Here is a 12,550-nt window from a genome sequence, read left to right on the forward strand (position 1 = left end):
TAGATTAAGTACACTGTTTGCAAATAGAATGCTTTTGCTTTGACTTAAATTTGAAAAATATTAAATTAAAAATAGGCAAAATATATAGATAAAATAGATATGGTATACATGAAGCATCTGCACCTAAGTTTACTATTGGAAGAAGCAGTGCAATATTCCATGGGATTAAAGCAGAAATAATTATAGCCGTGTTTTCTAAATCAACAGCTAAAGTATCATTATCCATTTCATTTTTTTCATAAGCCTTTTTATTTAGCATATGCGTTAATATAACTGCAATAGCTTGACTGCATCCAAATGCTGAGGTAAGTATTCCAGTAATAATCATGTTTCTAAAAAGCTTATATCGTGAATTTGCCTTATAGGTCATATTTTCAATACTGTTCAACATCCCTGTTTCTTCAAAAATACCAGAAAAAGCAGAAGATACAAATATTACCAAAGACGTTTTTAGCATTGAAATGATTCCCCCACCTTTAATTATTGAATAGAGAGGATTGGACTTGTCCATACTGTACCCTAAAATTATAAACCTTATTGAATTTATAATACCATTATGTTGTATTATAATACTCAACAAAAAAGCTATAATTATGCTAATAAGCATTGAAATTTTTACATTTACTTTAAATAATGAAAGAATAATAATTACTAAAGCAGGCAATAGCACAATCATATTTACATCAAATACTTTTAGTATTTCACTATTTATATCAGTGCTAGCTTTATGTAAAGGAAATATTTGTGATACTACACTATAAAAAATAATTGAAATAAAAAAAGGCATTATGCAAGTCTTGATCATATTTTTTATATTATCATAAATGTTTGTTTCTGTAATGCAGGCAACAAGACTTGCACTAGAAGACATAGGGGAGCATCTATCACCAAAATATGCGCCTGCAATAATAGCTCCTGCTGTAGCCGCAATATTTACTCCCCCACCTCTTGCAATCACTATAAGTGCTATTCCTACAGTACCCACAGTACCAAAGGAGGTGCCTATGAGTACTGATACAAAACTACTAATTAAAAATGCAGATAATATAAATATATTAGGTCTTAATAATTTTATTCCATAATAAACTATTGCAGATACAGTACCTGAAGCCATCCATATTGCTGTAATTGCTCCAATGAGCACAAATATTTTTATAACTATAATAGACTTTTTGCCTCCCCTGTATGCCATTATAAAAACCTTCTTTGCAGGATATCCTCTTTTTACTGCTGCTACAAAAAATAATATCAATCCTATAACTAACGGATATACAACGAATATCCCCTTATAAATACTTAAAATTAAAAGTAAAAATGTAATAATGAAACATATAATTAAATCCAAAATAGACACCTCATTATTTGTGTATTAATTTTGCAATTAATGCAAGCATTCCTGATGTAATTAAGGGGCCTACTGGAACTCCACCTAAAAAAGCTGCTGCTGCTACTGATCCTAGAATCATAGCAGGCATAACATCTCCATGACCCTGTACCGTAAGATACTTTAACCCGAGTCCACTTAAATACGTAGTAAAAAATGATAATACTAGTGCAATTATTCCTATCCATGATGTAAACACATTTTTTACATTAATAGTAGTAACAGTACCTTTTGCAATAGGAATTAATATAGCTGCTATTAGTAATATCAGTCCTATAGTTACACCATTTTTCTCTATGTATGGAAATACATATTCTTCTATATGTAAAAGTTTAAGCATTAAAAGAACACAGGCAGCTATGGCTACAGAATTTGCTTTACCTATTACTGCTGCAATAAGTATTGCAATTAACATAATGTTTGATTCCAAAACAAATCATCCCCCATATAAAAATATAATTATACATTTAATAAAAAATATATTCTTATACATTTAAACTATTCCACAAGTGATAATTCTGATTTAAATTATAAATTAAAATTAATCAATTTACCATAGATAGACATAATATATATTATACTCTTTCATGCTGCAATATGTAATATATAACTCTAAATTGCATAAGCGCAAGTACTTACCAATATCATTATAATTTATATTTCAATGAAAGGAGTGTTCAAAATGAACTCTTGGGTACATGAAGCAATATTCTACCACATATATCCATTAGGATTTTGTGAAGCACCTTTTTCTAATGATTCAAAAATAGAAATTGTAAATAGAATAGAAAAAATAGAAAAATGGATTCCTCATTTAAAATCCTTAGGCATAAATGCAGTTTATCTAGGTCCTATTTTTGAATCTAACACCCACGGATACGATACTACCGATTATTACAAAATTGATCGAAGGCTTGGAAATGATGAAGATTTTAAAGAAGTTTGTATGACACTTCACAAAAATGGAATTAAAATAGTACTGGATGGTGTATTTAATCATGTAGGAAGAAACTTTTTTGCTTTTAAAGACGTTAAAAAAAACAAACAAAACTCAAAATATTGCAATTGGTTTTCTAATATTAACTTTAATTTAGAAAATCCTTACAAAGACAGCTTTTGTTATGATACCTGGGAAGGTCATTATGAACTGGTAAAACTAAATTTAAAAAATCCAGAAGTAAAAGAACATATATTTAAAGCTATATGTTACTGGATAAAATATTTTGATATTGACGGCTTAAGATTAGATGCTGCAAATTGCTTAGATATAGATTTTTTAAAAGAGCTTTCACTCTATTGCAAAAATAAGAAACATGATTTTTGGCTTATGGGTGAAATAATTCATGGAGATTACAATGTATGGGCAAATAAAAATATGCTAGATTCTATTACTAATTATGAATGTTATAAAGGTATTTATTCAAGTTTAAATGACAAAAATTATTTTGAAATAAATTATTCTTTGAATAGACAGTTTGGGGATCATGGAATATATAAAAACTTAAATCTTTACAATTTTATTGACAATCATGATGTGACAAGAATATCAAGTATATTAAATAATCCAAATCACATTTATCTTGCATACGCTCTACTTTTTACAATGCCCGGAATACCTTCTATATACTATGGTAGTGAATATGGTATAACAGGAAAAAAAGAAAAGAATTCTGATTTATCTCTAAGACCTAGCTTAAATGAAATAGAAAGCAAAACTTTGAATAGAGATATTTTTAATTTAGTAGCTAAACTTTCTAAAATAAGAATTTCTTCTCCTGCATTAAAATTAGGAAAATATAAAGAAATTATTATAAGAAATGAGCAGATTGTTTTTGCTAGAATTTGTGATACAGAAACTATATTAATTGCACTAAATTTATCAGATAAAAAGATTGCTTCTCTAGAATTTAGTATTTCTAATTCTATAAATTATTTGTTGGATCTTTTTAATAATGGTGAAAAAAATACTATAATAAACGGAAAAGCACTTTTAAATCTTGAACCTTACTGTATAAAAATATTAAAAGCTTACTAAAAAAGTTTATATTAATTTAAAATAAGAATTAAGAATAAAATTTCATTTATACCACCTGGTTTGGATTTTTTTAATTAAGATAATCCTTAGGTTTGCATTGTATTAAATAATTTATCTTATTTTTGGTTAAACTTCTTAATATATATTTAAGAAGGGAGATACTAATATGTCAAGAATTAATTGCGACGTTATAAACTGTTCTCATAATAATGAAAGGATTTGTTATGCCAATGTTATAAATGTTGGAGGAAAAAGTGCTCATAGTAATTCTGAAACTTGCTGTGCATCTTTTTTAGACTCTTTATCTTATAGCCATCTTACAAACAATGTTAATAGCCCACAAAATAGCTGCAGCTCAATTACCTGCAACGTAGTTACATGTACCCATAATTCCAATAGTATTTGCAGAGCTGACTCTATAAAAGTTAATGGGGATAATGTAAATTTATATACAGAGACTAATTGTTTAACCTTTAAAAATGAATAATTTATCACAAAAAGGATTCCTTAATATTTCTATAAGGAATCCTTTCTTTTATTTAAAATATCTATTCAATAAGCCTTCAAAAGCTCTACCATGTCTGGCTTCGTCTTGATACTATGAGTATCTACAAGGGTTACAGGCACTAATTTTTTAAATGTACATAGTTATGTACAACCACTTTACTTGATTTCATCATTGGTTTCTTCAAATAAATATGACAAGTCCTTTTGGATTTTAGCTAGGTTTTCTGCATCTTTCTTTGGTTCTTCAACCAAGTACACTCTTGCTTTTTCAAAAGCTGCATCGATTGTTTCTATATTTTCTATCAACTTATCTCTTGTAAACTTGTTCTCATCAGCATAAAAACGCAATGTGGTCGAAAACTTCTTATGGCCAAGTCTTAGCATTAGCTCGTGAACAGGTGTGTTTAGATTCACCATTTGTGTTGCATGGGTTCTACGCAAGCTATGAAAATTGAAGTCTATACCTGTTTCTTTCTTAATGGCCCTAGTCCAGTATTTGATACTATTAGGTGTGAGTAACTCTCCATTCTCCTTACGACAAATAAAGTCACCACCAACTATTCGCTCTAATAAAACTCCATTTTTATCTTTGTCTAGCACAACCTCTGTGTTTCTATAAGCATCTGGATTAGCTTCACGAGTTTCTTTTTGCTTGTTATCTACCTCAAATAAATGTTCAATCATAGGCAAAGTTAAATCAATAGTTCTCACGGCCGCAAATGTCTTCACTGGACCTAAACATATAGCACCATCTTCAAATCCCATCTGTCTATTAATCTTTACAGTAGAATTACCCCAATCTATATTACTAAACCTCAAACCAAATACCTCAGATATACGCAACCCAAGCTTGAAGCCCAATAAAAACGCAGTGTAGCAGTTACCTCGTCTAAATACTGACTCTATCTTGGCTATTTCTTCCATCGTATAAGACTTTATATTTCTTTCATCTTCCTCATCTTCGTGTGTTCTGTCAGGCATAGTAAGGCGATTACCCTTGTCGATAACCATTTTAGTATATCTGTCAGTATCAATCAAATCGTGTCCATATGCTCGACCATAGAGCAAGTAAAAGAATTTTAAAAATCCTTCCACATACTTATAGGAATAACCACCTTGGTAACTTTCAATACCATCACCATAAGCATACATTTTAGCTAGATAATCTTTTAGCTCCTGTGCTGTAATAGTCGATATATAGCGGTTACCAAAGTTCTTTTCTATGTGATTCTCCCACATAGATTGTTGCTTTCGTATCGTGGACTTAGCTTTTTGAGCTGTACCATTCAACATATACTCCTCATAAATCTCACTAAGCTTAGCATCTTTAACCACAATAGGTTTTGGTGGTTTCGGTGTCTTCAATTCAATGAGTTTCTTAGCTCTTGCTTCAACGGCTTGTTTCTTCGTTTTAAAAGGATTACCTGAATCGTCTTGTCTTGCCTTTGCAGTAGCCTTTAAATCCTTAGTATTAATTACAATCCTATACTCCCAACTACCATCTTCTAACTGATAAACGCCAGTATCATTAACTTTAGCCATACAACATACCCCCCTTAAAATTACTCTAAGATTATCATGTACAGTATAAAAGTACAATACAATTCACGATATTTCTTCAAATAAAACGGGCAAGAAAGTCCTATGAAATAGGGAAGTTGTTACATAGATGGCAAAGGCCATATTATTATACTAAATATTAATAAATTAGTAGTTAGTAGGCAAAAATTGTCATAGGCATAGATACTTAAAGTCATAACATTAAGTTCTTCATAAACACAATAACTATGAAATAAATATGTACATTTTAGAACTTTTTTTGTTTACGGCACATAGTATTAGTATGAACCGATTTACTGTATGAGCAGTATGCGGAATACAAGTACAGCACTATTATATATAAGTATAGAGCTACTAGATACAGGTACAGGATTACTTGATATAAGTACAGAGCTATTATACACAACTACGAGTTAGTTTATACATAGTAATGGTATATCACCGAACTCTGTATGAACAGAAATCGGTATAAACCGTCGGTGTATCAGGGGTTGACGGGATTTTCAAAGTAGGTCGAATAAAACCAACAAGATTACAGGATACTGGATTATTAAATTTATATTGTTAATTCGCTATGCAATCGCCTTAGAGGCAGTTTTGAGGGGGTACTGGTATATTTGTATGTCTAGGTGGGTAAGGGGGATTAGAGGCGATTATATGAGGTGTTGAGAATTTCTGATAAAAACTTCAAGGATTATGAAGGTTTTAGACACATAAGATTCGAGGTTTAAACCCTATAAACCGGCCTGTAGATGGATTTATGTATAAAGCATTGCACCTTTAAAATAATCTGTAATTCTGCACTGATACAGAATTACAGATAGACATAGTGAAACCCCGCATACTACAAGAGTTGTGGGGCTATTAAAATCTATGAATCAAGGTTACATTAATACATTCATAGTGAAATTATACTATGATACCAAAAGTATCTATATTAATCCTGTGGACCTTCGGACAGATAAAAATAATGGAAAACTCACTGTCTGAAATGGCTGAAACGAGTCTATGACTAGCCTCACTTACATTTCTACTATCTTGGTACTACAAATCATTCTAACTCATAGTGTATATTTTTGAAGAATTTTATGAGAGTGAGTGCCTTGGGAAACCTATGAATACGGGCGGTCTTAGGTGTCTTGAATTTCGAGTGGAAACCGATAGTAATTGAATGATTTTTCTACATTTGTACTTCCAATTTGAACATAAGTACCCGTTGGTTTATGTTCAATTTCGAGCAATCCGTGGTCAACCATACGATGCTTTACTACCGTGTAAACGTGGTGTTTATCTAGGATAAGCACTTTCCCCAAAGCTTCGTATGTACATTTTACACCTAAATAAGCATTACGTCTAATCGTGATATATAACTTTAGCTCCTGTTGGCTGATTTCTCCAGTTCCAAGCAGTTCAAAGAGTTTCACTGGCAAAGTTACGAACTGCTTAGATTTAGTGTAGTTCTTCGCTTTATATACAGCCACACCAGTAGCAGATTTAGTTATCAAATTAAGTTCCAATAGAGCTTTCATAGAGCGTGATACCTTCTGCTCTGATAATCCTGTCAGAGTTATAAGTTCTGACACCTTATAAGCTTTCTTACTTTCGATTAAAACTTTTAGAATTACATAAGCGTAACCTTTTAGAGTGCGTAAGCAATCATCGGTTAAATATCTTCCGTCCAGTATGTAAAATTGTGTGCTATCTTCTGTTGGGCCTCGTCTACATTTTGGACATCGGGCCTCGTCACAATACTTTACAAGTATGGAAGAAAAGCTGTTTCTGTCGGATAAACACCCCAGTAGACTGTATTCTTTATTATCTTTGGGTTTCCAGTATCTATTAAAATCTTTAATGACTTCATCGTCTGACTTTGCATCCTCTGCTACACATAAAGAATTACATGTCTCATTCCAGCTTAATACGATTTCTAATGCTTCGCTTTGAGGTACTTTAGCACAATCACGGAAGTAACTTACTATTCTACCAAGACACTTATTTCTCTCACCCTTAGGTACGCCAGTCTCAAGCATTTTTGCTACACAAGGATACATACCACGGAACTTTCGTGTTATAGATTTTTTTCGAGTTACCGGTCTACCTATGCCAGTAGCTTTCTCTAACTTTTTAAGCTTACTCTCTAAGAAATCCAATGTGTATCTCCTGTATTTATTGTCATTGGTATATGCAGATACTATATTTACAGATAACGGGGATTCTTTATCTTTGTGATTAAGTGTTCCGGGTAGGCGTAGCGATTGGGCTTGACTGATATTTGCAATGTCGGCCCCGCATAAAACTGCAAATCTACGAGTGATTGAAGTAACACGGGCTATATCAGTTGTTTCTTCAATACCTATATAAATATGATAACCGTGACCTGAATCTATGACATAATGTATAAATAGACCTCCAGTTGTAACCTTGAAGTGGTTCGTAAATTCTTGTATCGTTTCAAATTTACCCTTAAAATCTTTCTTATCAAGGTCAAAGCCCAAACAAAAGCGGCGACTCATATTCTCACCTTCTTTAGTTTTAGCCTCACTCTTAACTGAGGATAAAGTTATAAAAGTATCACAATCCTTTAATCCCTGTTTTAACCTTAGCTTTAAAAGTTCTTTATTTTCAAAATAGAAAACTCGAGGTATATCTCGTCTGAAAAACAGAGCAATTTTTTCATTGGCCAATAAAGACGGAAACAAAAAGTCGATATAGTTATCTAATGTTGATAAATACATAGGTTCTAGTGGTTCTAAGTTGCTGAAATTATGTTCTCCGACACTTGTATGCCAAGCACCTCTCTGAATTGTACGCATAACCTTATACCTCCTTTTTGTAGTCTAGTAGTAGATTTATTAAATACCTTGGAGCAGTAACCACTTCAAATAGTAGACCGGTCTCAGTGCATATGTATTGCTCCCTATTTGGTTCCTGCTCAGACACCGATATTAGGGTAATTGTACCTTCGGCACGTGCTTTCATTACGGTATTGATTGCGGATTGTGGTAGTGGTCTTCCACAAATGTCGTAAAGTGCATATGCTTGCTCCATTAAATCACATCCTCTTTATATAATGCTTTTGTTTAATCCTCGCTTTCAAGAGTTTGCCTAGCACGGCAAACTGTATCCCTTGTAACTTCATCTACGCCAAAGTCAAGAGCTATGTTAGTTAGCAATAAATTTAATATATAATCAGGCGGTATCCTGACCTCCAATTCCCAGTCCTGTAGAGTACGAACAGATATTTTGTACTTTTCCGCCAGCTCGTACTGTTTTAAACCTATTTTTTTGCGCACAGCTCTTAATGTCGCGCCTGTAGCCATTATAATCACTCCTTTACATACTATTAATAATATTATAACACGCTGAGCGTGTATAGATAAAGTTTTTTCTCATACACACGCTGTGCGTGTGCATGCTTTTATTTCAAATATAAAAATTTAAGAAATCCGACTATTGTACATAGACACGCTCAGCGTGTTCATGTACAACTTGTGATTTTTTATCCAAATAAAAAGACATAGGAGTGCAACTTAAGTTACACTCCTTATCTTAAATTGTTCTCAAAGCTATTTAGTGAAACTCGCTGATTTAATGATGTTTCTTGGAGTATAGCCGAATCTTTCATCTCGTGCTGCCTCAGCATCTGTAATGTCTGATGGTTCTTTGAATAGATTTGCTAGGTAACTGGTCGGCTCTTTGGGTTCTTTTGTATCAATCATATCACTCATATCACACCCTTTAAGGTGGCTATAAGCCTCATTGCGTAAGACAGTCTGTACTAACTCCTCATTAAATAAGAGTTTACCTGAGTTAGCATTAGCACGTGTATATGGTAGCGTTCCTGCTGATACTCTCCTGCGGATAGTAGTTACACCCAAACCTGTTATTTTTGCTAGTTCCGTGATTGTGAGTAGCTTACTCATATATAAAACCCTCCTCTATCTTAATCAAATTTATCCTATATTACTCAACATAAACAGGCCTGATTCAGTCTAAATTAGTCTAAAATAATCTAAGGTAATCTAAGGCAATCTAAATTGTACTAACTTGTTCAAAAGTACGCCTTTGCTACCTAAGACGAACTGTATACCAATGAGCAAAACACCCTGTAAACCTTGCCATTACAAGACTTTCGCAATATTTATATTGAAGACATATAAAACACTTCTTCAAAACGCGAACTTTTTCTTTGCAAAATGCGAACTATTCTATTATAATAGTCTAAAGCAATTACAAATTTTAAGGAGGTATCAGCTATGAAAACTAGAGTTATAAATATAGAAGAATATAAAGCAATACTAACCACTATTGGTTCTGGATTTACATTCAAAGTTAATGGAGCTGATAGAAAGTTCAGACCTAACCAAAGGGTTAAACTGGCTCTAATGCTTGAGGGAAACCTCGGTGTCCGCATAGGCGATACACTAAATTTAACCCTGAATTCATTTAGAAACAATGGAACTAACATAGTCTTAGACATTGTAGAAGAAAAAACTGGCAAGAACAGAACTTTTACAGCACCTAAGGAGCTATACCTAGTTGTCAAAGAATATGCTTTAGATAATAAGCTAAGTACAGATGATAAGCTGTTCCCCATAACTGAAAGAGCCGTACAAAAACAATTAAAGATAGTATGCAACTATTTAGGACTAGAAAACATATCTACACATAGTTTTAGGAAGTTTTATGCTAATGAAATCTTCAACAACAATGGTCAAAACATAGAACTCGTTAGGGCATTATTGCAACATAGTACAATAGCAATTACACAAAAATACCTTGGTGTTAGTAGTAAAGAGATAGAATCTGCTATAAGTAATCATGTGCATATTGTTTAAATACAAATAAAACTGAACAAGGAAGTGTAAGATATGAAAGGTATTTTTTATTGTGTTAAATGCCACAAGGTAGCTACCATACGGCATAAATGTAATCCTCTAAGCTATGTATCCATTACACGCAATATGCGTTTTATAGTGGATACAATGAATGATTTGGGGCTTGAACTTATGAGTGCAGTTAGCTATGTTGAAAATATAGATAGGTCTTTTTCACACAAACTAGAACTTGAACTAGAATTTCGCTATGAATACAACGAGGCAATACTACAGGCTATGCCAGACGGTTGGAACTGGTATAAATTCAGTGTTAAAGACGGCAAGGTGTGGCTATCAGGTTTAAGGTACATTGAGGAGTATGTTTGGACAGGAGCTGAAACAGTTACAGACCGTCTTAATCATATTATTAAGGAGTTTGAGAATTATTTAGGTACTCGTGACACACAGGCCACAAAAAGTATACTTATGTTAATGGGCAGTTGATACATAACAACAATGTTTAACGAACTAAAGGCAACCTTAATTGGTTGCCTTTAGTTCGTTAAAAAAGAATATTCTGCATTGGTTTTATATTTGTTACATATTTATAAAGCAAATGTATTTTCTATAACACCTGGAAGCAAGGTATAAATTGATTTTCCTATTCTACTTTCAAAATATTGCTTTATCTCCATTGTTGATTTCCACTTATCTATAATCAAGTCATTAATTCCATACCTAAGTGCTACATCTATCATTCTTTTTTCAACTAGACAAAAGCCAGAAGGAATAGCGATTGCATCACAAAATTGAATCAATTTATCGTATTCATTAAATTCTATATTTCTCAAGTAGTCTTTTATAAACTCTATCTCTGATTCACTACAGTCCCACTTTCCTGAATAACACTCTATTTCCTTAACCAAAAACGGATGTGTAATACATATTCTTGCAGCCTCATTAAAGCCTTTCTCTCTTAAGAAATTATATCCACTAATTATATGATGCATATCAGTAACTCCTTCTCTTCTACCTACATCATGTAAAAGCCCCAATATGTATGCCGTTTCAGAATTTAGTCCCTCCGTTTCTTCTGCAATAAGCCTTGCTGCTTCCGCAACATATTTCGAGTGATTAATCCAAGGTCCTGGATTTAACCTTCCTGCCTCTTCTAAAAATATCTTTGCTTCATACAATATAGGTAAACCTTGTATTCCATCGTTTTTCATTTTACTTTAACTCCTTTATTTTTTATATGATTAATTCGCATTACTATTGTACATTAACTTAATTATATAATATATGGATAGTATTAACAATTAAATTGTATCATATTTTCAACATTATTCTTTACAAAGTCAAATTTAAGTATAAGACATCGGACTTGCACCAATAGGATTGTTCAACTTTGCTGGACACATAGCACTATAAGACCCTAAGATAAAACCTTCTGAAGGTCTTTCTTATACTTTCAAAACCTTTATACGCAAGGCTTTGATAACAAACGCTGTACATTATGTACAGTGTTTACTTATATACAAGACTATTTTTATAATTTGTGTACAGTATTAGGTACAACCGCTATAATTAAAAAGGACACCCGTCAGGGTATCCTTTAATTGTCCATATATTATTCAAAGTCTTATAAACTCTTACAAACACTTAGTCTTATATTAGTTGAAGTATCTATCTAAAAGACCCTTAAAAGCCTTGCCGTGTCTTGCCTCATCCTTACACATTTCGTGAACTGTATCATGAATAGCATCCAAGTTTTTCTGCTTTGCAAGACCTGCAAGTTTTTTCTTTCCATCGCAAGCTCCATACTCAGCTTCAACCCTTGCTTTTAAGTTTTCTTTAGTATTTGGCTTTACTACTTCTCCCAATAGTTCTGCAAATTTTGATGCATGCTCTGCTTCTTCAAAAGCTATCCTTTTATATGCCTCAGAAACTTCAGGAAATCCCTCTCTATCTGCCTGTCTTGACATGGCCAGATACATTCCTACTTCTGTGCACTCACCTACAAAGTTTGCTCTTAATCCTTCTACTATTTCATGATCCACATCTGCTGCTACACCAATTCTATGTTCATCTGCCCAGGATAAGCCTTCAGTAACTTCTTTAAACTTACTTGCATCAGCTTTACAAATAGGACATACTTCTGGTGGTTCATTTCCTTCATGGACATATCCACAAACTGTACAAACAAATTTTTTCATATAAATTCTCCTTTTCTAAAAATTTTCACCT

General features: G+C 32.7%; 13 protein-coding genes. 4 read left to right on the top strand and 9 right to left on the bottom strand.

Translation table 11 applies throughout. The annotated features are described in order from the left end of the window. Window positions 1–4 precede the first annotated feature (4 nt). Window positions 5–1,345 carry a Na+/H+ antiporter NhaC family protein gene (locus HBE96_RS08490; protein ID WP_169297331.1) on the bottom strand — a complete coding sequence of 447 codons (1,341 nt, stop codon included), beginning with the start codon at window positions 1,343–1,345 and terminating at the stop codon, window positions 5–7. 13 nt (window positions 1,346–1,358) lie between these two features. Next, window positions 1,359–1,814, bottom strand: coding sequence for a DUF441 domain-containing protein (locus HBE96_RS08495; protein ID WP_169297332.1), 456 nt, complete (start codon window positions 1,812–1,814; stop codon window positions 1,359–1,361). Between the two features lie 252 nt (window positions 1,815–2,066). Between HBE96_RS08495 and HBE96_RS08500 the strand changes: the two genes are divergently transcribed. Both HBE96_RS08500 and HBE96_RS08505 read left to right on the top strand, forming a co-directional pair. After that, window positions 2,067–3,419: an alpha-amylase family glycosyl hydrolase gene (locus HBE96_RS08500; protein WP_169297333.1), complete on the top strand. Its 1,353-nt coding sequence runs from the start codon at window positions 2,067–2,069 to the stop codon at window positions 3,417–3,419. Between the two features lie 166 nt (window positions 3,420–3,585). Continuing rightward, complete coding sequence (locus tag HBE96_RS08505; RefSeq protein ID WP_169297334.1) at window positions 3,586–3,906, top strand: DUF1540 domain-containing protein; 321 nt, start codon at window positions 3,586–3,588, stop codon at window positions 3,904–3,906. A 176-nt stretch (window positions 3,907–4,082) separates the two neighbouring features. On the opposite strand, the gene HBE96_RS08510 is transcribed toward HBE96_RS08505, so the two are convergent. From HBE96_RS08510 to HBE96_RS08530, 5 genes are all read right to left on the bottom strand, one after another. Beyond that, on the bottom strand, window positions 4,083–5,468 hold the full coding sequence (locus HBE96_RS08510; RefSeq protein ID WP_169297335.1) for a tyrosine-type recombinase/integrase: 1,386 nt from the start codon (window positions 5,466–5,468) through the stop codon (window positions 4,083–4,085). Between the two features lie 1,148 nt (window positions 5,469–6,616). Next, window positions 6,617–8,299 (bottom strand): helix-turn-helix domain-containing protein, encoded by a 1,683-nt coding sequence (locus tag HBE96_RS08515; protein ID WP_169297336.1) that lies wholly within the window; start codon window positions 8,297–8,299, stop codon window positions 6,617–6,619. Window positions 8,300–8,303: 4 nt separating this feature from the next. Next, entirely contained in the window at window positions 8,304–8,534 is a 231-nt protein-coding gene (locus HBE96_RS08520; RefSeq protein WP_169297337.1) for a hypothetical protein, read from the bottom strand. Window positions 8,535–8,566: 32 nt separating this feature from the next. Further along, window positions 8,567–8,806 carry a helix-turn-helix domain-containing protein gene (locus HBE96_RS08525; protein WP_169297338.1) on the bottom strand — a complete coding sequence of 80 codons (240 nt, stop codon included), beginning with the start codon at window positions 8,804–8,806 and terminating at the stop codon, window positions 8,567–8,569. A gap of 246 nt (window positions 8,807–9,052) precedes the next feature. Next, a complete protein-coding gene (locus HBE96_RS08530; RefSeq protein WP_169297339.1) occupies window positions 9,053–9,409 on the bottom strand; it encodes a helix-turn-helix transcriptional regulator in 357 nt (118 codons plus the stop codon). A gap of 333 nt (window positions 9,410–9,742) precedes the next feature. Here HBE96_RS08530 and HBE96_RS08535 point away from each other — a divergent pair, with 333 nt between their 5' ends. After that, a complete protein-coding gene (locus tag HBE96_RS08535) occupies window positions 9,743–10,324 on the top strand; it encodes a tyrosine-type recombinase/integrase (RefSeq protein ID WP_169297340.1) in 582 nt (193 codons plus the stop codon). 126 nt (window positions 10,325–10,450) lie between these two features. Next, window positions 10,451–10,807: a hypothetical protein gene (locus HBE96_RS08540; protein WP_169297341.1), complete on the top strand. Its 357-nt coding sequence runs from the start codon at window positions 10,451–10,453 to the stop codon at window positions 10,805–10,807. Between the two features lie 101 nt (window positions 10,808–10,908). On the opposite strand, the gene HBE96_RS08545 is transcribed toward HBE96_RS08540, so the two are convergent. Together HBE96_RS08545 and HBE96_RS08550 are read right to left on the bottom strand one after the other, a co-directional pair. Further along, window positions 10,909–11,532: an HD domain-containing protein gene (locus tag HBE96_RS08545; RefSeq protein ID WP_169297342.1), complete on the bottom strand. Its 624-nt coding sequence runs from the start codon at window positions 11,530–11,532 to the stop codon at window positions 10,909–10,911. Between the two features lie 444 nt (window positions 11,533–11,976). Next, on the bottom strand, window positions 11,977–12,519 hold the full coding sequence (locus HBE96_RS08550) for an NADH peroxidase (protein WP_169297343.1): 543 nt from the start codon (window positions 12,517–12,519) through the stop codon (window positions 11,977–11,979). Window positions 12,520–12,550: the final 31 nt, after the last annotated feature.

Origin of the sequence: Clostridium muellerianum, from assembly GCF_012926525.1 — a bacterium.
Taxonomy (GTDB): Bacteria; Bacillota; Clostridia; order Clostridiales; family Clostridiaceae; genus Clostridium_AM; species Clostridium_AM muellerianum.

Excerpts from the sequence above, each read along its gene's own strand:
- HBE96_RS08515 (WP_169297336.1), bottom strand. The coding sequence starts at position 8,299 with ATGCGTACAATTCAGAGAGGTGCTTGGCATACAAGTGTCGGAGAACAT.
- HBE96_RS08550 (WP_169297343.1), bottom strand. The coding sequence starts at position 12,519 with ATGAAAAAATTTGTTTGTACAGTTTGTGGATATGTCCATGAAGGAAAT.
- HBE96_RS08535 (WP_169297340.1), top strand. The coding sequence starts at position 9,743 with ATGAAAACTAGAGTTATAAATATAGAAGAATATAAAGCAATACTAACC.
- HBE96_RS08505 (WP_169297334.1), top strand. The coding sequence starts at position 3,586 with ATGTCAAGAATTAATTGCGACGTTATAAACTGTTCTCATAATAATGAA.
- HBE96_RS08525 (WP_169297338.1), bottom strand. The coding sequence starts at position 8,806 with ATGGCTACAGGCGCGACATTAAGAGCTGTGCGCAAAAAAATAGGTTTA.
- HBE96_RS08500 (WP_169297333.1), top strand. The coding sequence starts at position 2,067 with ATGAACTCTTGGGTACATGAAGCAATATTCTACCACATATATCCATTA.
- HBE96_RS08540 (WP_169297341.1), top strand. The coding sequence starts at position 10,451 with ATGCGTTTTATAGTGGATACAATGAATGATTTGGGGCTTGAACTTATG.
- HBE96_RS08530 (WP_169297339.1), bottom strand. The coding sequence starts at position 9,409 with ATGAGTAAGCTACTCACAATCACGGAACTAGCAAAAATAACAGGTTTG.
- HBE96_RS08545 (WP_169297342.1), bottom strand. The coding sequence starts at position 11,532 with ATGAAAAACGATGGAATACAAGGTTTACCTATATTGTATGAAGCAAAG.
- HBE96_RS08510 (WP_169297335.1), bottom strand. The coding sequence starts at position 5,468 with ATGGCTAAAGTTAATGATACTGGCGTTTATCAGTTAGAAGATGGTAGT.
- HBE96_RS08520 (WP_169297337.1), bottom strand. The coding sequence starts at position 8,534 with ATGGAGCAAGCATATGCACTTTACGACATTTGTGGAAGACCACTACCA.